General features: G+C 72.1%; 18 protein-coding genes. 12 read left to right on the top strand and 6 right to left on the bottom strand.

What is annotated here, in order from left to right; genetic code table 11:
• Positions 1-21 precede the first annotated feature (21 nt).
• The 10 genes from lon to PKF00_RS10765 all read left to right on the top strand — a co-directional run bounded on the left by lon (position 22) and on the right by PKF00_RS10765 (position 11,171).
• Positions 22-2,391 (top strand): endopeptidase La, encoded by a 2,370-nt coding sequence (lon, locus tag PKF00_RS10810; protein ID WP_271217290.1) that lies wholly within the window; start codon positions 22-24, stop codon positions 2,389-2,391.
• 428 nt (positions 2,392-2,819) lie between these two features.
• On the top strand, positions 2,820-3,782 hold the full coding sequence (locus tag PKF00_RS10805) for a methionine ABC transporter ATP-binding protein (RefSeq protein WP_271217289.1): 963 nt from the start codon (positions 2,820-2,822) through the stop codon (positions 3,780-3,782).
• Positions 3,783-3,837: 55 nt separating this feature from the next.
• Entirely contained in the window at positions 3,838-4,494 is a 657-nt protein-coding gene (locus PKF00_RS10800) for a methionine ABC transporter permease (protein WP_271217288.1), read from the top strand.
• A gap of 71 nt (positions 4,495-4,565) precedes the next feature.
• Complete coding sequence (locus PKF00_RS10795; protein ID WP_271217287.1) at positions 4,566-5,405, top strand: MetQ/NlpA family ABC transporter substrate-binding protein; 840 nt, start codon at positions 4,566-4,568, stop codon at positions 5,403-5,405.
• 184 nt (positions 5,406-5,589) lie between these two features.
• On the top strand, positions 5,590-7,125 hold the full coding sequence (locus PKF00_RS10790; protein ID WP_271217286.1) for an acyl-CoA synthetase: 1,536 nt from the start codon (positions 5,590-5,592) through the stop codon (positions 7,123-7,125).
• Positions 7,126-7,223: 98 nt separating this feature from the next.
• Positions 7,224-7,445 (top strand): hypothetical protein, encoded by a 222-nt coding sequence (locus tag PKF00_RS10785; RefSeq protein WP_271217285.1) that lies wholly within the window; start codon positions 7,224-7,226, stop codon positions 7,443-7,445.
• Between the two features lie 154 nt (positions 7,446-7,599).
• Positions 7,600-7,767, top strand: a complete 168-nt coding sequence (locus PKF00_RS10780) for a hypothetical protein (RefSeq protein ID WP_271217284.1) — start codon at positions 7,600-7,602, stop codon at positions 7,765-7,767.
• 160 nt (positions 7,768-7,927) lie between these two features.
• Positions 7,928-8,701 carry a DUF732 domain-containing protein gene (locus PKF00_RS10775; RefSeq protein ID WP_271217283.1) on the top strand — a complete coding sequence of 258 codons (774 nt, stop codon included), beginning with the start codon at positions 7,928-7,930 and terminating at the stop codon, positions 8,699-8,701.
• A 247-nt stretch (positions 8,702-8,948) separates the two neighbouring features.
• Positions 8,949-9,509 (top strand): NUDIX domain-containing protein, encoded by a 561-nt coding sequence (locus PKF00_RS10770; protein WP_271217282.1) that lies wholly within the window; start codon positions 8,949-8,951, stop codon positions 9,507-9,509.
• A gap of 336 nt (positions 9,510-9,845) precedes the next feature.
• Positions 9,846-11,171, top strand: a complete 1,326-nt coding sequence (locus tag PKF00_RS10765; RefSeq protein ID WP_271217281.1) for a S1C family serine protease — start codon at positions 9,846-9,848, stop codon at positions 11,169-11,171.
• 97 nt (positions 11,172-11,268) lie between these two features.
• On the opposite strand, the gene cydC is transcribed toward PKF00_RS10765, so the two are convergent.
• Genes cydC through PKF00_RS10745 form a run of 4 tightly spaced genes read right to left on the bottom strand, consistent with a single transcriptional unit; the run spans position 11,269 to position 16,599 of the window.
• Complete coding sequence (cydC, locus tag PKF00_RS10760; RefSeq protein ID WP_271217280.1) at positions 11,269-12,978, bottom strand: thiol reductant ABC exporter subunit CydC; 1,710 nt, start codon at positions 12,976-12,978, stop codon at positions 11,269-11,271.
• Entirely contained in the window at positions 12,975-14,633 is a 1,659-nt protein-coding gene (cydD, locus tag PKF00_RS10755; RefSeq protein WP_271217279.1) for a thiol reductant ABC exporter subunit CydD, read from the bottom strand. Before cydD ends, cydC begins: the two co-directional genes overlap by 4 nt.
• 7 nt (positions 14,634-14,640) lie before the next feature.
• A complete protein-coding gene (locus PKF00_RS10750; RefSeq protein ID WP_271217278.1) occupies positions 14,641-15,408 on the bottom strand; it encodes a cytochrome d ubiquinol oxidase subunit II in 768 nt (255 codons plus the stop codon).
• 9 nt (positions 15,409-15,417) lie between these two features.
• A complete protein-coding gene (locus PKF00_RS10745; protein WP_271217277.1) occupies positions 15,418-16,599 on the bottom strand; it encodes a cytochrome ubiquinol oxidase subunit I in 1,182 nt (393 codons plus the stop codon).
• Between the two features lie 165 nt (positions 16,600-16,764).
• On the opposite strand from PKF00_RS10745, the gene PKF00_RS10740 reads away from it, so the two are divergent.
• Positions 16,765-17,106: a PadR family transcriptional regulator gene (locus tag PKF00_RS10740; protein WP_271217276.1), complete on the top strand. Its 342-nt coding sequence runs from the start codon at positions 16,765-16,767 to the stop codon at positions 17,104-17,106.
• A gap of 62 nt (positions 17,107-17,168) precedes the next feature.
• On the opposite strand, the gene PKF00_RS10735 is transcribed toward PKF00_RS10740, so the two are convergent.
• Together PKF00_RS10735 and PKF00_RS10730 are read right to left on the bottom strand one after the other, a co-directional pair.
• Positions 17,169-17,876, bottom strand: coding sequence for a permease prefix domain 1-containing protein (locus PKF00_RS10735; RefSeq protein ID WP_271217275.1), 708 nt, complete (start codon positions 17,874-17,876; stop codon positions 17,169-17,171).
• Positions 17,877-18,071: 195 nt separating this feature from the next.
• Entirely contained in the window at positions 18,072-19,412 is a 1,341-nt protein-coding gene (locus PKF00_RS10730) for a pentapeptide repeat-containing protein (RefSeq protein WP_271217274.1), read from the bottom strand.
• A gap of 246 nt (positions 19,413-19,658) precedes the next feature.
• Between PKF00_RS10730 and PKF00_RS10725 the strand changes: the two genes are divergently transcribed.
• Positions 19,659-22,085: an ExeM/NucH family extracellular endonuclease gene (locus PKF00_RS10725; RefSeq protein WP_271217273.1), complete on the top strand. Its 2,427-nt coding sequence runs from the start codon at positions 19,659-19,661 to the stop codon at positions 22,083-22,085.
• The last annotated feature ends 130 nt before the right edge of the window (positions 22,086-22,215 follow it).

The raw sequence follows: 22,215 nt of genomic DNA, 5'->3' as shown, positions 1-22,215 counted from the left end.
AACTCAACCTTTGGAGTGCAGATGAGTGAGAGCTTGATCCTCCCGGTCCTGCCGCTCGACGACGAGGTCGTGCTGCCGGGCATGGTCGTCCCGCTGGACCTGTCGGACGGCGAGGTCCGGGCCGCGATCGACGCGGCTCGCGCACTCGCTGACAACAAGCCCGAGGTGCTGCTCGTTCCCCGGATCGACGGCAAGTACGGCCCCGTGGGCGTCAAGGCCGTGGTCGAGCAGGTCGGCAGGCTGCCCGGCGGCGAGCCCGCCGCCGTGGTGCGCGGCGTCAGCCGCGTCCGCGTGGGTTCCGGCACCACGGGCCCCGGCGCGGCCCTGTGGGTGCAGGCGAGCGAGATGGAGGCCGTCAGGGCGGGGGAGCGCGCCGAGGAGCTGGCCAAGGAGTACAAGGCGCTGGCCACCACCATCCTGCAGAAGCGGGGCGCGTGGCAGGTCGTCGACGCCGTCAACAAGATGGACGACCCGTCGACCCTGGCGGACAACTCCGGCTACGCCCCCTGGCTGACCACCCAGCGCAAGGTCGAGATCCTGCAGACCGCCGACCCGGCGGAACGCCTGGAGAGGCTGGTCGAGTGGTCGCGCGAGCACCTCGCCGAGCTGGACGTGGCCGAGACGATCCGCAAGGACGTCCAGGAGGGCATGGAGAAGCAGCAGCGCGAGTTCCTGCTCCGCCAGCAGCTGGCCGCGGTCCGCAAGGAGCTGTCCGAGCTCAACGGCACCTCCCCCGAGACCGAGGAGGAGGACTACCGCGCCCGCGTCGAGGCGGCCGACCTGCCCGGCAAGGTGCGCGAGGCCGCGCTCAAGGAGGTCGACAAGCTGGAGCGGACCTCCGACCAGTCTCCCGAGACCGGCTGGATCCGCACCTGGCTCGACACCGTCCTCGACATCCCGTGGAACGAGCGGACCGAGGACTCCTACGACATCGCCGCGGCCCGCGCCGTCCTCGACGCCGACCACACCGGTCTCGACGACGTCAAGGACCGCATCGTCGAGTACCTCGCGGTGCGCGGGCGCAGGGCCGAGAAGGGCCTCGGCGTGGTCGGCGGCCGCCGCAGCGGCGCCGTGCTCGCGCTGGCCGGTCCTCCCGGAGTCGGCAAGACCTCCCTCGGGGAGTCCGTCGCCCGTGCGATGGGCCGCAAGTTCGTCCGCGTCGCCCTCGGCGGCGTCCGCGACGAGGCCGAGATCCGCGGACACCGGCGCACCTACGTCGGCGCCCAGTCGGGCCGGATCGTCCGCGCGATCCGCGAGGCGGGCTCGATGAACCCGGTCGTGCTGCTAGACGAGGTGGACAAGGTCGGCTCTGACTACCGGGGCGACCCGACCGCCGCGCTGCTCGAGGTGCTCGACCCGGCGCAGAACCACACTTTCAGGGACCACTACCTGGAGGTCGAGCTCGACCTCAGCGACGTGCTCTTCCTGGCGACCGCCAACGTGCTCGAGGCCATTCCGGGGCCGCTGCTCGACCGCATGGAGGTCGTGACGCTCGACGGCTACACCGAGGACGAGAAGGTCGCGATCGCCCGCGACCACCTGCTCCCGCGCCAGCTCGACAAGGCGGGCCTCACCGCCGAGGACGTCACCGTCACCGAGGACGCGCTGCGCAGGCTCGCCGGGGAGTACACCCGGGAGGCCGGCGTCCGCTCCCTGGAGCGCTCGATCGCCAGGGTCCTGCGCAAGGTGACGGCCAACGTCGCGCTCGGCCAGGCCGGGCTGCCCGTGACGGTGGAGGACCTGGTCCCCTACCTCGGCCGCCCGCGCCACGTGCCGGAGTCGTCGCTCCCCGAGTCCAGCCAGCGTACGGCGGTGCCCGGCGTGGCCACGGGCCTGGCGGTCACCGGAGCGGGAGGCGACGTCCTGTACGTCGAGGCGTCGCTGGCCGACCCGGAGACCGGCGACACCGGGCTGACCCTGACCGGCCAGCTCGGCGACGTCATGAAGGAGTCGGCCAGGATCGCGCTGTCCTACCTGCGCTCGCGGGGCGCGGAGCTGGAGCTGCCCGTGGCGTCCCTGAAGGACCGCTCGGTGCACATCCACTTCCCCGCGGGCGCGGTTCCCAAGGACGGCCCGTCGGCGGGCGTCACCCTGACCACCGCGCTGGCCTCGCTGCTGTCGGGCCGTACGGTCAGGAGCGACGTGGCCATGACCGGTGAGATCTCCCTCACCGGCAGGGTGCTCCCGATCGGCGGGGTCAAGCAGAAGCTGCTGGCCGCCCACCGGGCGGGCATCACCACCGTGCTGATCCCGGCCCGCAACGAGCCCGACCTGGACGACGTCCCCGAGGCGGTCCGCGCCGAGCTCACCGTCCACACGGTGAGCGACGTGCGGGAGGTCCTGGAGATCGCGCTCACCCCGGCCAAGGTCGCCGAGCACGCCGCGGCCTGACCCGGTCCCGTCCGTCGACGGCCCGCCCTCCCCGCCGGGGGAGGGCGGGCCGTTCGCCGTTCCGCCTCCTGATCCATTCACCTACCGGCGTGATAGGAATCACATGAAATATGGGAATGAGGGTAAGCGGGCTTGTGTTGACGCAGACGTGAACGTGGTGAACCAGGGTGGCACGACTCCGCAGGGCCGGGTCGTGTCTCTTGGCGAGCGCATGTGCGGGATGCCCGCCATGCGTGCCATGAGCTGTATGCGCCTCACGCACTGAAGCTCCGCCCCGCCCGTTCTCCTCACGAAGGCCCGAAGCCATGACCTGCCCTGCGGACCACCTCGTCCTGCGCCGACTGAGCCATCTCCCCTTCCACCCCGGCACGCGCTAGCCCCTCCCCGCCGGAAGCCTTTTGACGATCCGCTCATGTTGGGGAACAGCTGTGATTGATGTGTCAGGCCTGCGGAAGGTCTATCGAGATCGGGGCCGTGAGGTGACCGCCGTCGAGTGCGTTGACCTCCACGTCCGCGAGGGTGAGATCTTCGGCGTGCTCGGGCAGAGCGGCGCGGGCAAGAGCACGCTGCTGCGCTGCGTGAACCTCCTCGAACGCCCGACCGAGGGCACCGTCACCGTCGCGGGGCAGGAGCTGACCGCGCTGGGGGAGGCCCAGTTGCGCAGGGCCAGGCAGCGGATCGGAATGATCCACCAGCACTTCGCGCTGCTGTCCTCCCGCACGGTCGCGGGCAACGTGGCCTTCCCGCTCGAGGTCATGGGGCTCGGCAAGGCCGAGCGCGCCAGGCGCGTCGCCGAGCTGCTCGAGCTGGTCGGGCTCGCTGACAAGGCCAGGGTCCATCCCGCGCAGTTGTCCGGAGGCCAGAAGCAGCGGGTCGGCATTGCCCGCGCGCTGGCGGGCAACCCCTCGGTGCTGCTGTCGGACGAGGCCACCTCGGCGCTCGACCCGGGCACCACGCAGTCGATCCTGGCCCTGCTCAAGCGCCTCAACCGGGAGCTCGGCCTGACCATCCTGCTGATCACCCACGAGATGAACGTCGTCAAGACGATCTGCGACTCGGTCGCGATCATGCGCGACGGCCGGATCGAGGAGTCAGGCACCATCCCCGAACTGCTCGCCAGGCCGGGGTCCAGGCTCGCCGCCGAGCTGTTCCCCCTTCCCGCGCCGGAGCCGGGCCACGTCACGATCACCTTCACCGGCCAGGCGGACGAGCCCGTGGTCTCGCAGGTGGTGCGCAAGTTCGACGTGGACGTCAACATCCTCGGCGGAGCGCTGGAGGAGGTCGCGGGCGTCTCGTCGGGACGCCTGCGCCTGCGCCTCACCGGCCAGGAACGCGCCGCCGCCCTCACCTACCTGGCCGAGCGCGGCCTGCTGGTCGAGGAGAGCCGATGACCGGGCCGTTCCGCACCCGCCGCGCCCCGTCCGCCCGGCCGACGAAGGAGATCTCATGACCTGGGACGAGATGGGCCAGCTCCTGTGGGAGAACACCGGCCAGACCGCTCAGATGGTCGTCTGGTCCACGCTGTTCACCGTGCTGCTCGGGCTGCCGCTCGGCGTCGCCCTGGTCGTCACCGACCGGGGCGGGCTGTTCCCCTCGTGGACGCTGAACCGGGTGCTCGCGCTGATCGTCAACATCGGCCGCTCCCTGCCGTTCATCATCCTGATGATCGCGGTGATCCCGCTGACCCGGCTGATCATGGGCACCAGCCTCGGCACCGCCGCGACCGTGGTCCCCCTGACCCTCGGCGCCGCGCCGTTCTTCGCCAGGCTGGTGGAGACCGCGCTCCGCGAGGTGGGCGGCGACAAGGTGCAGGCCGCCCACGCCATGGGCGCGAGCCGGATGACGATCGTCGGCAAGGTCCTGCTCCCCGAGGCGATGCCCGGCCTGGTCGCGGGGCTCACGGTGACCGTGGTCGCGCTGATCTCCTACTCGGCGATGGCCGGGACGATCGGCGGCGGCGGGCTCGGCGACCTGGCCATCCGGTACGGCTACCAGCGTTTCGAGACCACGCTCATGGTGGCCACCGTCGTCGTGCTGATCGTCATCGTCCAGCTCGTGCAGACCCTGGGCGACACCGTCGCCCGCCGCATCGCGCGCAACTGACCTCTCCCCCTCCCCCCGGGACCCCGCCACGAGCGGGGGCCCTGGTTTTCCACACCCAAAAGGAGCACATCGTGCGTAAGTTGTTTGGAATCGCGTCCGCCGTCACCGCCCTGGTCGTGACGCTGGCCGCCTGCGGCTCGAACGAGCCCGCCGCGACCACCGGAGCGGAGGCCAAGAGCCCCGCCGCCCAGGTTCTGAAGGTCGGTGCGAGCCCCGTCCCGCACGCGCAGATCCTGAAGTTCGTCAAGGACAAGCTCGCCGCGAAGGAGGGCCTGAACCTGGAGATCGTCGAGTTCACCGACTACGTCCAGCCGAACGTGCAGCTCAACGACGGCCAGCTCGGCGCCAACTTCTTCCAGCACAAGCCCTACCTGGACGACTTCAACGCCTCCAAGGGCACCAAGCTGACCTTCCTCCAGCCGGTCCACCTCGAGCCCCTCGGGCTCTACTCCAAGAAGGTCACCGAGGTCGGCAAGCTGCCGCAGAACGCCACCGTGGCCGTGCCGAACGACGCGACCAACCTGGGCCGCGCGCTGAAGCTGCTGGCCGACAACGGCCTGGTGACCCTCAAGGCGGGAGTCGGCACCACGGCCACGGAGCGCGACGTCACCGCCAACCCCAAGGGCCTGAAGTTCCAGCCGCTGGAGGCCGCGCAGCTGCCCCGCTCCCTCGAGGACGTGGACGCCGCCGTCATCAACGGAAACTACGCGCTCGAGGCGGGTCTCAAGCCCGCGGAGGACGCGCTGGTGCTGGAGAAGGCCGAGGGCAACCCCTACGTCAACGGCCTGGTCGTGGCCGCGGGCCACGAGCAGGACCCGAACGTGGTCAAGCTCGCCAAGCTGCTCGCCGGTCCCGAGGTGAAGCAGTTCATCGAGCAGACCTACAAGGGCGCGGTCATCCCCGCCAACTGAGCCGGGACCGGAACGGTCCGAACCTCGCCCCGCCTCGCGTCGCCGGGGGCCGCGCCGATCCCGGCGCCGGCCCCCGGCTGCCGGCCCGTCGTCCGCCGCTCACCGGCTGTCGGCCCGCCGGGACGGCGATCATCGATTCCCGGCGGCTTCTCAGCGGTCATCGCGCCGAGTAACGTTCGGATTCATGCACCCGGGAGCCGTCGCAGCAGTCTCCCCGGACAAGCCCGCCGTGGTCATGGCGGGCTCCGGGCGGGTCGTCACCTACCGTGAGCTGGACGAGGAGTCCAACCGGCTCGCCCATCTGTTCCGCGCCACCGGGCTCGTCCCCGGCGACCACGTCGCCTTCATGCTGGACAACCACCCGTCGTTCCTGACGATCGCCTGGGCGGCGCACCGGTCAGGGCTGTACTACACGGCGATCAGCTCGAGACTGACGACCGACGAGCTCGCCTACATCGTGGACAACTGCGAGGCGCGGGTCTTCCTCTCCTCGGCGGACCTGGCGGACGTGGCGACCTCGGTCACCGAGGCGACGCCCAGGGTCGAGCTCAGGCTCATGCTGGACGGGGTCGCCCCGGGATTCGTCTCCTACGAGGAGGCCGTCGCCTCCCAGCCCGTCACCCCCGTCCGGGACGAGTGCCAGGGCGCCGACATGCTCTACTCGTCCGGCACCACCGGCAGGCCGAAGGGCGTCAAGCCCTTCCTGTCCGCGGCTCCGCTGGAGAAGCCGGGGCCGCTGCTCCAGCTCATCCGGTTCCTGTTCGCGCCGTCGGCCGACAGCGTGTACCTCTCCCCGGCGCCGCTGTACCACGCCGCCCCGCTGCGTTACTGCATGAACTTCCAGCGTCTGGGCGCGACGCTCGTGGTGATGGAGAGGTTCGACCCCGAGCAGGCGCTCGCGCTGATCGAGCGGTACGGCGTCACGCACTCGCAGTGGGTGCCGACCATGTTCATCAAGATGCTCAAGCTGCCGGCGAGCACCAGGGCGCGCTACGACCTCTCGTCGCTGACCTGCGCGATCCACGCGGCGGCCCCCTGCCCGATCCCGGTCAAGGAACGGATGATCGAGTGGTGGGGGCCGATCGTCCACGAGTACTACGCGGGAACCGAGGGCAACGGGTTCCTCTACGTCGGCTCCGAGGAGTGGCTGGAGCACCGGGGCACCGTCGGCCGCCCGCTGGGGGGAGCGGTGCACGTCTGCGACGAGGAGGGCAACGAGCTTCCGCTGCGGGAGCACGGCACGGTCTACTTCTCGGAAGGACCCCGGTTCGTCTACCACGGCGACGAGGAGAAGACGAGGGCGTCGCGCGACCCGCTGGGCCGGGGGTGGACCACCCTCGGCGACATCGGCTACCTCGACGAGGAGGGGTTCCTCTACCTCACGGACCGCCGCGCCTACACGATCATCTCCGGCGGGGTGAACGTCTACCCGCAGGAGGCCGAGAACGTCCTGGCCCTGCACCCGAAGGTGGCGGACGTGGCGGTCTTCGGCGTCCCGGACGAGGAGATGGGGGAGCAGGTCAAGGCCGTCGTCCAGCCGATGTCCATGGACCTGGCGGGTCCGGGGCTGGAGAGCGAGCTGATCGACTACTGCCGCTCCAGGCTCGCCGCCTACAAGTGTCCGAGGTCGATCGACTTCCGGCCCGAGCTTCCCCGCCATCCCACGGGAAAGCTCTACAAGCGGCTCCTGCGCGACGAGTACTGGCCCGCCGCTCCCTGACCCGGCGGGCCGCACGGGCCTCGCCGCGGCCCGGATGTCGTTCCCAGGTCAGGCCTGGGTATGGACCCGGTGGGCAACGACTACAGCGCGGGGGCGTCATGACCACCTACAACCTGTCGATCGTCGAGGGCGACGCCGGGCGGGCAGCGGGCGAGGACCTCTTCTCGCCGGATTCTCCGATCACCTTCGAGGACCTCGGGCCGACCGTCCTGATGTGGCTGACGGAACACGGCTACGAGGAGCCGGGCAGGCGGGTCGTGGTGACACCGGCGGGCCAGACGCCGCTCGGAGCCCTCGCCTCCCGCGTCGTGGACCTCTGACGAAGGGCTGGAGGAGGCGGGACTCCGAACCCGTCGGCGGAATATGGTTCTGGAGCCGTCTGTCGGGGCAGGCGACAGTCCGCGAGGCCGGACGGGAAGGTGGTCTCCCCTCCGGCGGGTGCTGTCCGATCGCCTATCCCGGAGGGATCCCGACATGACGCAGACCCAGCCCCCTGTGTGCAGGACGTGCGGAACCGTGGTCGAACACCCCGGGCGGCACCGTGAGTGGCACGAGGCCCTCGAACGCCTGCTGCCCGGCCTCGAGGCCGAGCTGAACGGTGTCCCGGGGACGGAGAGGCCGCAGGAGGGCTTCACCTTCTGAGGTGCGCGGCGCGGCCACGGCTCCGATCCGGGCGCGCCCGGTTCCCGGTCCTCGTCGACACCTGGTTGACGAGGGGTTCGACCGCTTTCGGCTGTCTCTTTTGGGCATCTATCCCGGTATTTCTGGATGGAACGTCAGGGGTGGGGCGTATTGTGCGCGGGTGCATCCTCCGCAGCAGCCGTATCAGCCCGGCCAGCCTCAGCAGTGGCCGCCTGCGCCGCCCGGCCAGCCTCAGCAGCAGCCGTATCCGCCCGGTCAGCCTCAGCAGTGGCCGCCCGCGCCCCCAGGTCAGCCTCAGCAGCAGCCGTATCCACCCCAGCAGGGCCCGGGATACGGGCAGCAGCCGACGCAGCCCTATCCCCAGCCAGGACCGCCCCAGGGATGGCAGCAGCCACCCGTGGGGCCGCCGCCCGGATGGCAGCCGGGACCGCCCGCCCCGCCTCCGGGCAAGGGCGGGAAGGGAGTGGTGATAGGCGTGGTCGTCGCGGTGGTGGTCGTGCTCGCCCTGGTGGGCGGAGCGGTCGTCCTGCTGAACAGGGGCGAGGACCCGGTCGCGTCGGTGAACGTGTCGAAGAGCGCCGAGCCGTCCCGTACGGCCGACACCGAGCCGAGCGAGACGCCGACTCCCACCCCGACCGAGGAGCCGACAGAGGAGCCGACCGAGGAGCCGACCGGCCTGCCGAACGGGGGGGAGAAGGAGAACAAGGAGATCTTCCTGATCACCATGCGGCAGCGGGCCGACCTGAAGAACCGGGACGAGGACGACCTCCTGCGGCGCGGCCGGGAGGTCTGCGCGGCCCTGGACCAGGGACGTGACCTCATCGAGGTCGCGACCAGCAACGCCGGCGAACTCGGCGCCGAGACATCCGGATACGTGGCGGGCGCGGCCGTCGTCAGCCTCTGCCCGCGTCACCGGGACAAGATCCCCAAGTAGTCCGACGTTCGCGCGCGAGGCGTACAGGACCGGGTCGGGCCCCTCGACCGTCGAGGCGACCAGGTCCTCCTCGCGCTCGCCGGCGGCCCTCCCGGCGGCGGAACCGCGGTGACAGCGCGACTCGTCCCGCCCCTGGCCGTGCCGCCGTCGGCTATCTTCAATTCGTGATCACAGTCGATGCGGGGAGCGGGGAGCGCGCCGTGCACGAGATCGCCATGTCCTGCCGGCGCCCCGGGACGGCGGGCCGATGAGCTTCGCCGTGTGCGACCACACCCGCGTCGGCGTTCTGATCGTTGACGCGCCCGGCCGGTACCTGCTCATCAGAGACGCCGATCACCCGCACGCCTGGACGTCGGTCGTCGGACACGACGACGCTCACGGCGACCTCGAACTCGCCGCCCGCATCGAGGTCGCCGAACAGCTTGGCATGGCCGTGATGTCCCTGGAGCGCGTGACCGACGGATGGCGGGCCGACCACTGCCACCGTGCCGTTCAGGCCGGACGGACGCCGGGACACCACTGGACGATCTACCGCGCCACCGTGACCGGCGCGCTGCAGCCGTCCGCCGCCTACGCCTGCGACACCCGCTGGACCAACCGCGCCGAACTCCAGGCGCTGGCCGACCGCACCGTCGCCTACGCGCGCGGTGAGGTCACCGAAACCGGCTGGAGCGCGGCCCCCGGCCTGGAGCCGATCTGGGGGTGGTGGACGCGCCGGATCCGCGACGTCGACGTCGGCGCCGCCGACCTGGCACGCATCCAGAAGCTGGCGGAGCGGCCCCTCCCGCCGCCGTCCGCCGCTTCCTGACCGCTGAGAAGGTCGGCGGAGAGCCGCTGTCCGCTGGGCCTGGGCGGGAAGCCGGCGGGGCCGTTCGGCGTCATGACGCGGACCGTACGGCAGGATGTGGGCACTGACCCATCGGCCCAATGACCTGCGTCCCAGGCGGCAGAAGAAGTTTCAGGCCGATCGCCCGCGCCGGAAACGCCGCTGAGCACGGCTGATAAAGCCGCCGTCAGAGGAATCGGCAGGGACCGATCATCCTCTTAACCTGCTCTTACGTCCGCTCAGGCATGGTTTTGGTGTACCGGAACCACCGGGCGCCGCTCCGCGATCCACGGGCGGATGAAGGACGTGGGGGAAGACATGGACCCGAACAAGAATGAGCAGGAGAACACCCCGGTCGAGGCGGCCCGTGAGAACGAGGGCTGGAGCCAGTTCGGCAAGGTGCCGCCGCGGGCCGGCGGTTACGCGTCGGACAGGGACACCGGGCCGCAGCCGACGTTGATCCACCCGGTGCTCGACCCGCTGGCCGCGTCCACCCAGATGCCCGCCCATGTGCCCGCCCAGCGGGGCTCGCTCACCGCCGGGCAGAAGCTGGGCGCGGGGCTGGCGCTGGCCGCGATGGCCCTCGGCGGCGGGGTGACGGGGGCCTTCGTCGCGACCTCGTTCGGCGCCGCGACCCCGGTCGCCGCCTCCTCTTCCTCCGCTCCGGCCGTACGGCAGGTCAGCAATCTGACCACGGTCGCCGACGTGGCCAGGGCCGTCCAGCCCTCCGTGGTCTCCATCGAGGTCAAGACCGCCAACGGCGGCGGCGAGGGGTCCGGCGTCGTGCTGTCGGCCGACGGCCTGATCCTGACCAACAACCACGTGGTCGCGGCAGGCGGACAGGGCGGCCAGGTGAGCGTCAAGTTCAGCGACGGCAGGACCGCCTCCGCGACGGTCGTCGGCACCGACCCCGCCACCGACCTCGCCGTCATCCGGGCCAACGACGTCTCCAACCTCACCAAGGCGACGATCGGCGACAGCGACAAGATCAAGGTGGGCGACTCCGTGCTCGCCATCGGCAGCCCGCTCGGCCTTTCCGGCTCGGTGACCGCCGGGATCGTCAGCGCGCTGAACCGCACGCTGACCGTCGGCGGTGAGCAGCGGCAGCAGCTGCCCCCCGGCTGGGGCGGCATGCAGCAGCAGCAGAGCGGCGGCGGGCCGACCACCATCGGCGGCGCGATCCAGACCGACGCGGCGATCAACCCGGGCAACTCGGGCGGCGCGCTGGTCAACGCGGCCGGAGAGGTGATCGGCATCAACAGCGCCATCGCCACCAACGGCGGCGAGGGGAGCATCGGGGTCGGCTTCGCCATCCCGATCAACACCGCGAAGCAGGTCGCGCAGCAGCTCATCGAGACGGGCAAGGTCACCCACGCCTTCCTGGGCGTGAGCCTCGCCGACGCCACCGGTGACGCGGGCGGGGCCCTGGTGGGCCAGGTCTCGGAGGGCAGCCCGGCCGCCGCCGCCGGGATCAGGCAGGGCGACCTGATCACCAAGATCAACGACACCCAGGTCGAGGACGCCGCCACCGTGATCGGCGCGGTCAGGGGCTTCAAGCCGGGGGACAAAGTGACCATCGCCTACGTCCGCGACGGGCGGCCCCAGACCGCCACCGTGACCCTGGCGGAGAAGACGGGTCAGTAGCCTCAGTAGGCTCATCAACGAGGCGTGCCGCCGGGGTCGCTGCGGACCCGGCGGCACGTCTCGCTTCGTGAGCCCGCCTGCGGGCCCGGGCGGCCCGTCAGCGTCCCGCGGTCAGGGCCTCCGAGCTCCACAGGTCGCGGTAGTACCCCGGGACGCCGACCAGCTCCTCGTGGGTGCCCCGCTGCGCGACCGAGCCGTTCTCCAGCACGATGATCTCGTCAACCCGCTCGAGCCCGCGCAGGCGGTGCGTGACCAGCAGGGTCGTGTGGCCGTTCGTCGCGTCCAGCAGGTCGGTCATGAGCGCGTCCGCGGTCTCCTCGTCCAGGGCCTCGGCGGGTTCGTCCAGCAGCAGCACGGGCGGCGCGTTCAGCAGCGCCCTGGCCAGCGCCAGGCGCTGCAGCTGGCCCCCAGAGACCGTCCGCCCGTCCTCGCCGAGCATGGCGTCCCACCCGGTCCGCTCGACCCACCGGTCGAGGCGGGCCCGCCGTACGGCCTCCGCGAGCTCCTCCTGGCTCGCCTCAGGGCCGGCCAGGCGCAGGTTGTCCCGCAGCGACGCCTGGAACACGTAGGGGTCCTGGGTCAGCCCCGTCATCACCCGCCTGGCGTCGTCGGAGGACAGCTCCCCGAGGTCGACCTCGTTCAGCCTGATCGTCCCCGACTCCGGTTCGACCAGACGCATCATGGCCGACAGCAGGGTGCTCTTGCCCGCGCCGCTGGGACCGACCAGGGCGACGCGCCGTCCCGGGGCGAGGGTCAGGCTGACGCCGTCCAGCGCGGCGGGACGGCCGGGGGCGTGCCGGACCACCAGGTCGTCGATCTCGACGGTCAGCGGCCCTTCGGGGACGGGGACGGGACGGGCGGGCTCCGCCACGGCGGGCGGGGTCGCGCGAACCTCCCTCAGGCGGCGAAGGGCGGCGAGCACTCCGGTCAGCCGTTCCGCGGCGGCGGCCATCGGCAGCACGGGCTCGAACGAGACCAGCGCGGTCAGCGCGAGCACCGCGGTGGCGACCCTGCCGGTCCCCGAGCCCGCGGCGATCCAGACGACCGCCAGCACCGTCATGCCCTGGGTCAGCGCTCCCAGCCCGGTGGCCACCGCGTTCGCCCTGGACTGGCGGTGCTCCAGGGCGGCCAGGCGGGCGTCGGCTTCGGCGCAGGCGGCCAGCGCCCTGCCGGTCGCGCCGTAGGCGGCCAGGTCGGCGGAGCCGTGCACCAGGTCGGCGACCCTGGCGGCCAGATCCGCCCGCGCGGGCGCGATCCGCGCCGACCAGCGCCGTGCGGCGGCGGCCGTTCCCGCGGGGATCAGCACCCCGGCGACCAGCAGCCCGGCCAGCAGCGCCAGCGCGGCGGCGGGCAGCAGGAACAGCCCGAGCACCACCGAGGCCACCCCGGTCACCAGCGCCGCGGCCGCGGGAAGCAGGCAGCGCACCAGCAGGTCCTGTGCCGCGTCCGTGTCGTCGACCATCCGGCTGAGCAGGTCGGCTCCCCGCTGCTTCAGCGGTCCCGCCGGTATGAGCGCCCGGTAGAGGCCTTCCCTGGTCGTGGCCTGGGCGCGCAGCGCGACGTCGTGCCCGGCCAGGCGCTCGCCGTACCGGAAGAGGCCCTTGGTCGTCGCGAACGCCCTGACGCCGACGATCGCCACGCTCAGCGCGGCCAGCGGCGGTTGCTCGGCGGCCCTGGTGATCAGCCACGCCGCCGACCCGATCAGTCCGAGCCCGGCCAGTTCGGCCGCCGCCCCGGCCGCCATGGCCAGGGCCGTCCGCCCGCCCGTCCGCCTCATCGGGCCTGTGATCAGTCCTGTGCGTCTCATCGGGCCCCTCCGGTCAGCGCGGCGGGGACGACGCGCCCTTCGGCGATCCGGATCACCCGGTCCGCCAGGTCGATCATCGCGGGTCTGTGGGCGACGATCACGGCGGTGCGGCCCTCGGCGAGCTCACGGGTCGCGGTCACGATCGCCGCCTCGCTCCGGCCGTCGAGCCGGGCGGTCGGCTCGTCGAGGAGCAGCAGGTCGGCCGAGGGGCGGCAGAAGGCGCGGGCGAGCGCGATCCGCTGCCGCTGTCCGGCCGACAGGTTCGCGCCGCGCTCGCCGAGCGCCGTCTCGTAGCCCTCCGGCAGGGCCGCGACGAACTCGTCCGCGTGCGCCGCGCTCGCCGCGGCCCGAACCTCGTCGGTCGTCGCGCCGGGGGAGCCGAGGCGTATGTTGTCGGCCACCGACGTGGCGAACAGGTGCGGCCGCTGCGGCACGAACGCGAGCCGTTCCCGCCACGGGTCGTCGCCGGCGAGCTCGACGCCGTCGACGAGGATCCTGCCCGTGGTCGGGGTGACGAAGCCGAGCAGCAGGTGGAGCAGGGTGCTCTTGCCCGCGCCGCTCTCGCCGACCAGCGCGACCCGCTCGCCGGGGGAGATCACCAGCGAGACGTCCTCGAGGGCGGCCTCCTGCCGTCCCGGGTAGCGCACGGTGACGTTCTCCAGCCGGATCTCCGGCGCCGTGCCCGCGCTCCCCAGGGGCGCCCGTGCCGCGGCCTGTTCCTCCGCCTGCCCGTCGAGGACGGCGAACGCCTGGTCGGCCGCGGCGACCCCCTCCATCGCCGCGTGGAACTTGTTGCCCATGTTGCGCAGCGGGAGGTAGGCCTCAGGCGCCAGGAGCAGCACGAGCAGCGCGGTGGACAGGTCCAGGGACCCGGACAGCAGCCGCAGGCCGACGGGGACCGCGACCAGCGCCAGCGACAGCGACGCGGCGAGCTCCAGCACCAGCGACGACAGGAAGGCCACCCGCAGCGTGCGCATCGTGGCCTCCCGGTGCGCGTCGGCCACCTGCCGGATCACCTCGGCCTGGTAACGAGCCCGGCCGAAGGCGCGCAGCGTCGGCAGGCCCCTGACCACGTCCAGGAAGTGCCCGCCGAGCCGGGACAGAGCGCGCCACTGCCGCTCGGTGACGTCCTTGGTGCGCATGCCCACCAGCGCGCCGAAGAGGGGGATGAGAGGCAGCGTGACGAGGACGATCGCCGCGCTGGCCAGGTCGGCGGCGAACAGCCGGACGAGCACGGCGAGGGGCACGACGGCCGCGACCGCCGCGGCGGGGAGGTAGCCCGACAGGTAGGGGTCGAGGGCGTCCAGTCCGCGTCCCGCCAGCGTCACCAGCTCGCCGGAACGGTGTGAGGCGAGCCGGGCGGGGCCCAGGTCCCGCAGCCGCGACAGCAGCCGGTGACGCAGCGCCGACTTCACGCCGGTGCTCGCGCGTCCGGCCGCCACGCCCTGCGTCAGGCCGAGCAGGGCTCTGAGGCCGACGACCAGCGCCAGGACGACCAGGGCGGAGGTCGCGAACCGACCGGACAGAACCCCGGACAGCACCTCCGCCTGAACCAGTACGAGCAGCCCGGCCAGGACCGCGGCGGCCAGGCAGAGCGCCAGGTGGCGGCGGACGGCCCGTTCGCTCAGTGCGAGCCTCAGCAGATCCTTGTGCATGCCAACCCTAGAAGAACGACGGCGTCCGATCGGCCGCACGCCTGGGACCGAACGTGCGCCATGTCCATACTTGCGCACCCACCATGAGCGGCGTGAACGGCGCGATTATGAGACTGAGCACACCGAGCGTCTCGGCGGGCGCGGCGTGTCCGAGCAGCCACGGGGCCAGTACGGCCAGCGGCGCCGCCACGGGCAGGGCGGCCGCGCAGGCGGATACGACCAGCGCCCCGGTCCCGCGGCTCGCGCCGGTCACCTGTCCGGGCAGCAGCCAGGAGGCGAAGGTCCAGCCGTGGAAGGCGAACAGCGCGGCGACCACGATCCCGCAGCCGAGCCCGGCGAGTCCGACCGGCGGGCCGGACAGGCCGCCGGCGATCGCGGCCAGCGCCATGCCCCAGCTCAGCGCCAGGCCGTACGATCCGGCGCAGACGGCCCAGTCCCAGGCCGCCCGCCACGCGGCCCCGTCGAGACGGCGGCGGAACCACAGGCCGGCGTCGCGCAGGATCCACGAGACCAGCAGGGCGACCACGACCGGGTAGAGGCCGAACAGCGCCCGGCCCTCGATCTCGGGGAACGCGCCGAACAGCACGCCCGCGACGGCCACCAGCCACACCTCGTTGGCCAGGACGAACGGGGCCATGGCGGAGACGATCCTGTCCCGGTCCCGCTGGGTCCTGCCGAGCACGGGCAGCAGCATGCCCAGGCCGATGTCGAAGCCCTCCAGGGCGAAGTAGCCGATCAGCAGCAGGGCGAGCACGCCGAGCCAGAGGATGTCCACGGTCTTCTCCTAGTGGCTGAGCGCGTGCGCGCGCGTCGTCGGGCCGGCGGGTTCGTCCACGCCGAGGGTGGCGGCCGCGGGGCCGCGCCGTACGGTCCTGGCGATCAGGAGGTAGTCGACGACCGCGAGCAGGCCGAGCACTCCGGCGAAGCCGACGAAGGAGAGGGTGACCATCCCCGAGGTCAGGCCGGGGGACATGGCGTCGGCGACGGTGAGTTTCCCGTTGATCAGCCACGGCTGGCGGCCGTTCTCGCGGACCAGCCAGCCCGCGATCGCGGTGAGGAACGGCAGCGGGGTGACGATCATCAGGACCGGCTGCGCCCACCGCCAGCGGGGCAGCCAGTACAGCACGGGCATCAGCACGAACATGATGAGGAACTGGAGCGGCTGCCCGATCCCGATCATGATCCCGAGCCCCGGCCCCGCCAGAGGCTGCTTGAACTTGTCCGGCTGGAAGGCCGAGACCACGCCGAACTGCGCGTAGCCGAAGCCGACCGCGATCAGTGAGCCCGCGAACGCGGCGAGCACGCCGGCGCGCAGCGAGGAGGTGAAGAACTCCCGCTCGGAGGTCCGCCTGAAAAGCTGGTAGGCGCTGGCGCCCATGACGGTGAAGCCGGCGACCCACAGGCTCGCGCCGATCACGTGGGGAAGCGCCATGGTCATCGTCGGGTTGGTGAGCAGCGCGCCGAGGTCGGTCAGGACCAGCCTGCCGCCGCGTTCCACGGCTCCGGCGGGGTTCTGCAGGAACGCGTTCGCCACCATGATCCAGAAGGCGGAGGCGTAGGCGGTCAGCGTCACCAGCCAGATGCAGGCCAGGTGGAGCCATCGGGGAAGCCGGTGCCAGCCGAAGATCCACAGCCCCAGGAACGTGGACTCGAGGAAGAACGCCCCGAGCGTCTCGATCGCGAGGGGGGCGCCGAAGACGTCCCCGGCGTACTCCGACAGCCCGCTCCAGCTCAGGCCGAACTGGAACTCCATCACCAGGCCGGTGAAGATGCCGAGCGCGTAGTTGGTCACGTAGATCTGGCCCCAGAAGCGGGTCGCCCGCTCGTGGTCCGGCCTGCCGGTCACGGCGTGGCGGGTGTGCATGATCGCGACCAGGGGGGCCAGGCCCAGCGTCAGCGCGACGAACAGGAAGTGGAGACTTCCCGTCACCGCGAACTGCGTCCGGGCCAGGTCGAGCACGTCCACGGACTCACCTCCGTTGTTGTGTCTGTCTACCTATAGGCACTCTACATGTAGGACGCCTACATGTAGCCTGCCTATGGAGAGGTAAGGTGAGGGCGTGAGCGACCGAGCCGACAACCACAGTGATCTCGCGGGGTCCGTCGCCGCCGGGTGGGCGGGGGGAGCGGCGTGAACGCCGACGCGCTCCGCGGGCACATGGACGCCCTGCTGCTGTCCGTGCTGGAGCACGAGCCCCTGCACGGCTACGCGATCATCGAGGCGCTGCAGGCGCGCAGCGGCGGCGCGCTGAACGTGCCGACGGGCACCGTCTACCCGGCGCTGCGACGGCTGGAGCAGGCGGGATACCTCGCCAGCGAGTGGGCGACGGTCGGCGGACGCAAACGGCGCACCTATCGGCTGACCTCGTCAGGCCACAAGTCGCTGGCCGGCGAGCGCGCGGCCTGGCGGGAGTTCAGCGGCGTGATCGGCGGCGTGCTCGAGCCCAGACCCGCGCGGGGACAGCACACCTGAGCGCGGGGACACGGGAGGCGTCCGGGCCGAGGCCCGTGACAGGCCCAGGGGCCGGGGCGGGGCTACGCCGTGACGAGCCGCCTGCTGGTGACTCTCAGGCAGCGGGTCGCGCCGTACAGCTGCAGGCCCGCGCACGCGGAGCTCAGCAGTTCGGCGAGAATGCTCAGCGGATAGGAGGAGAAGAGCGACGAGTGGTGTGAGCTGAGCGTCAGAGTCGCGCCCAGCGCGCCCACGACCGGCAGCGTGACGCACACCAGCACCGCCAGCGACCGGATGACGAGCCGGGGGCGCCGGATCCTGCGCAGTCCCCGGCCGAGCGCGAACAGCGCCATCCCGCCGAACAGGCCGACGAGCAGCTGGAGGATGTCCAGGGCGCGGGAGACCGGCAGGAACCAGGCGGGCCACTGCGCGTAGGTCGCGGGGTCGTCGGGGGACAGCCGCCAGACCACGCTCCAGGCGAGCGTGGTCAGCGGCACGCTGACGAACAGCAGGGCGGCCAGCCGTCGTCCCGCCGAGACCGACAGCCCCTCCTGGTAGCCCGGCGCGACCTCGCCGATCGAGCCGAACTCCTCGACCGCGGCCAGCTCGGCCTCCACCCTGGTCAGCCCTTCGCGCTGCAGCGCCTCCGTGGCGTCGAGCAGGCTGTCGCGCGCCTCGGTGACCAGGTCGAGTTTCGGGCCCTCGGGCCCCTTGAGCGTACGGCTGAGCTTGGCCACGTAGTCGTCGATGACTCCCGCTCCGGCCGTGCCGGCCTCCACGCCCACCTCCATGCCCGCCTCCACCCACCCCGGCCCCCTGTGAGGGTTTCACCGTACATCGTGGTGACCGAGGTGGGCCCGGCGCATCAGGCACAACCCTGAGAAGACCCGGAGCCTGTCGCGTCGTGCCCCCACGAGCGCCTTTCCGGGAGACGTCACCCGGAGAAGCGGCCGTTTTCCGGGAGCCGGCCTGGCCGGAGAGGAGGGCTAGGGGGACAGGTGGACCGAGGGCAGGGGAGGTCTCGGCGCGGTCGACCGGCGCGCGGCGTGGGAGGCCGAGCTCATCAGGATGCTTCCCACCGTGATCGCCGCGAGCAGGGCGAACCATCCGAGGACGCGCCCCATCCGCAGGCCGTACCCGCTGAGGATCCAGTGGAGCGACAGCAGCCAGCGTGCCGACGCGCCGCTGGTGGCGCGGCGCATCTCCATGGCGCCGAAGGCGAAGTCGGCCGCGGTCGCCTTGTCGTCGACCCCGGCGCGCAGGCGGGAGTACAGGACGGCGAGCCGGTGCGGGGTCGGCGTCTCCGTCTCGGAGAGGGACCACCCGCGCCAGGCGTGCTCGTCGGCCAGGGTGCGTCGCCGGGTCCACCAGCGCAGCGGCGGCCAGCGTGGCGCGAACCGCACGCCGCGCGGGGTGGTGGCGAACGCGCAGCCGGTCAGCCTGAGCCGCTCCGGGGTGCGGATCCCGGCGAAACGGCAGGTGCTCAGGTCGACGGAGACCAGTTCGAGCGCCTCGGCCTCGACCCCGCGCAGGGAGGTCACCTTGGCCGTGCCGTGCCCGTTGACCGTGACCGTGCCGTGCAGCGTCGCGCCCTCGAGGTCGGCGACCGCGCCGTCAAGGCGCACGGCCAGGCGGCCCGTCACCCGCATCCGCCGCAGGTCGACCACGCAGTCACGGGCGGCCAGGTCGAGGCCGTTGCCCGCCCACGCCCCCGCGAGGCTGAGGCGGCGGCCGACCACGACGGGGGTCAGGGAGCCGCCCGCCCAGAAGCGCGTCGCCTCGAACCCGGCCAGGCCGCCGAACTCCGCCTTCCTGAACGAGACCGCCCGGCCGAACCTGCTGCCGCGGAAGGTGGCGTCCCCGCCGAACCGGGCGCCGTCGAAGGCGGCGAAGTCGTGGAACTCGGAGCCTTCGAAGGACGCGGTCCTGGCGAACCTCGCCGCGCTGAACAGCGCGTCCCTGCCGACGGAGACCCGGTCGAAGGCCGCGTGCCCGGCGACCGTGACGCCGTGCAACGACAGTTCCCTGGCGAGCCTCACCTCCCTGAAGGAGACGTTCCCCGCGAAGCGCGCGTCGACGAACGAGGCGAGGCGATGGAATCGGGCCTGGTCGAAGGAGACGTCCCCGAGGAAGGCGACGTCGCCGAACCTGGCGTCCTCGGGGAAGACCGCCAGGTCGAACCTGGTCCGGCCAAGGCGGGCATGGGTGGCGGCGAGGACCCGCTCAAGCAGGCTCCGGCCGACGACGGTGCCCCGCAGATCGACGGCGGAGCCGGGGGACAGGCCGCGGACGACCTCGTCGAGCTCGTGGTGATCCAGGTGGGCCATGCAGCGTCCGTAGGGCTGTCGCGCCGATCCGGCGCACTCCGGGGAGGCGGCGCAGGTTACCCAACCCACGTCCAGAGTTCTCATAAATCAGTGATACCCCAGACGAAGGGTTAAGCGAGATCTACGTCAAGGCAAGCTATAACTTGATGCCTTCAGTCAACATAAAGTGTCAAGATTCGCCGATTTCACCCTCTGGTCATTTTCAAGTAAGTGTCGGCCGGTCAAACGAGCTCTACGCTCCCGGTCATGCGTGCTTTATCCCGGGCGTTCGCCGCCCTCGCCGCCTTCGGCGTCGCCGCCGCCGGAGTCACGGCCCTCGCCTCGTCCCCCGCCCAGGCGGAGCCCGGCGCCGTCGTCATCAGCCAGGTCTACGGCGGTGGCGGCAACAGCGGCGCACCGCTCACCAACGACTTCGTCGAACTGTTCAACCGCGGCTCCGCGCCGGTCGCGCTGGAGGGCTGGTCCGTCCAGTACGGCAGCGCGACCGGCACCGGCGTCTTCGGCGCCAACCCGGTCGTGCCGCTGTCGGGCACGCTGGCCCCGGGCGGGTACCACCTGGTCCAGCTGGGCGGGGGAGCCAACGGAGCGCCGCTGCCGACTCCCGACAGCACCGGCGCGACCAACATGAGCGCGACCGCGGGCAAGGTCGTCCTGGTCCGCTCGGCGCAGGGCCTGGCGTGCAACGGCGGCTCCACCCCCTGCACGGCGGAGCAGGCGGCGCTGATCGCGGACCTCGTCGGGTACGGCTCCGCGAACTACTACGAGGGCTCCGCCGCTCCCACCCTCTCCGCGACCACGGCGGCACTGCGCCGGGACCACGGCTGCGCCGACACCGACGTCAACGGCACGGACCTGGAGAGCGCGCCTCCCGCGCCGCGCAACCGGGCCACCGCTCCGTCGCCCTGCGGCGACGTCGAGCCGACCCCCACCTCCACCCCGACCGGTGAGCCGACGCCGAGCCCGACGCCCACCGTGGAGCCGACCCCCACGCCGACCGCCACGCCGACCCCGACCGTGGAACCCACCCCCACGCCGACGGCGCAGCCGTGCGAGACCCCCGCGACCCACCGGATCTCCCAGGTGCAGGGCGGCGGCGACGTCAGCCCGCTGGCCGGCCAGACCGTGCGCGTCGAGGGCGTCGTGACCGGCGACTTCCAGGAGACGAACCAGCTCAGCGGGTTCTTCCTGCAGGACCCGGCCCCGGACGCCGACCCGGCCACCTCCGAGGGCCTGTTCGCCTTCGCCAGGAGCTCGTTCAGGGACGTCAAGGCGGGGGACCGGGTGCTGGTCACCGGCAAGGTCGTGGAGTTCAACGGCTGGACCGAGCTGTCGCCGGTCACCGCCGTCGACGTCTGCGGCACGGGCGCCGTCGAGCCCGTCAGGCGGAGCCTGCCGCGCGCGGAGGGCTCGACCTTCGAGCCGGTCGAGAGCATGCTCGTCACCTTCCCCGAGCCGCTCGCCGTCACCGACCACTACAACCTCGGCCGCTACGGTGAGGTCACCCTCTCCTCCGAGGGGCGCCTGTTCCAGGCGACCGACAGGGCGGGCGTGAGCGAGGCCGCGAACGAGCGTCGCTCCCTGCTCGTCGACGACGGCTCGACCAGGGAGAACCCGCCGACCGTCCCCTACACCGACCCGCGTGCCGTCCGTCTCGGCGACACCGCGCTCGGCGTCACCGGCGTGCTGGGGTACGGCTTCGGCGAGTACCGCCTCCAGCCGACCAGGCCGATCGGCTTCCTGCGGACCAACCCGCGCCTGCCCGCGCCGTTCCCGGTCCTCGGCAACGTCAGGGTGGCCAGCCTCAACACCCTCAACTGGTTCACCACGCTGGGCTCGCGCGGCGCGAGCACCGCGGAGGAGCAGAAGCGGCAGCTCGCCAAGCTGGTCGCCACGCTCAAGGGCCTCAACGCCGACGCGGTCGGCCTGATGGAGGTCCAGAACAACGGCCAGACCGCCGTCCAGGCGCTGGTCGACGCGCTCAACGCCGAGGTGGGCGCCGGCACGTACGCCGCGCTGACCCACCCCTATCCGGGCACCGACCTGATCCACGTCGCGGTGATCTACAAGCCCGCCAGGCTCCGGCTCGTCGGCCCGGCCCGCTCCTCGACCGATCCCGTCTTCAGGCGGCCCCCGCTGATCCAGACCTTCCGCAGGGCTCAGGGCGGCGAGCCGTTCACGCTGGTGGTCAACCACTTCAAGTCGAAGGGCTGCGACGCCGCCGCCACCGGGCAGGACGCCGACCAGGGAGACGGCCAGAGCTGTTACAACGGTGAGCGGGTCCGTCAGGCGAAGGCGACGCTGGCCCTCGTCGAGAGCCTGAGGCTGCCCGGCCCGCTGGTGCTGGGCGACCTCAACGCCTACGGCGAGGAGGACCCGATCGACACGCTGGAGGCGGGCGGGCTGACCAGCCTGTCCAAGCGGTTCGTCCCCGCGCCGCTGCGCTACAGCTACCTCTTCGACGGGCGCAGCGGCGAGCTCGACCACGCCCTGGCGGGCAGGGACCTGCTCAGACGGGTGACCAGCACGACGATCTGGCACGTCAACGCCGACGAGAGCCGCCTCCTCGACTACAACACCGAGTACAACCCACCGGGCCTCTACCGGCCTGACGCCTTCCGCTCCTCCGACCACGACCCCCTGGTCATCGGGCTCACCCTGCCCGGCGGGCGGTAGCCGCACCGGGAAAGGGGGCCGGTGATTCACCGCGGTGAATCACCGGCCCCTTTCCCGGCCTGTTCCGAGTCGTGACGCGTGGGCGGGCGGAATTCCCGGCCCCGGGAGCCGGATGGGCGACGACGCGCTT

Source organism: Streptosporangium carneum (assembly GCF_027922005.1).
In the GTDB taxonomy this organism is placed as follows: Bacteria; Actinomycetota; Actinomycetes; order Streptosporangiales; family Streptosporangiaceae; genus Streptosporangium; species Streptosporangium carneum.
Note: the sequence above shows the minus strand (reverse complement) of the source record. Positions and strands in the feature narration are given on the sequence as shown.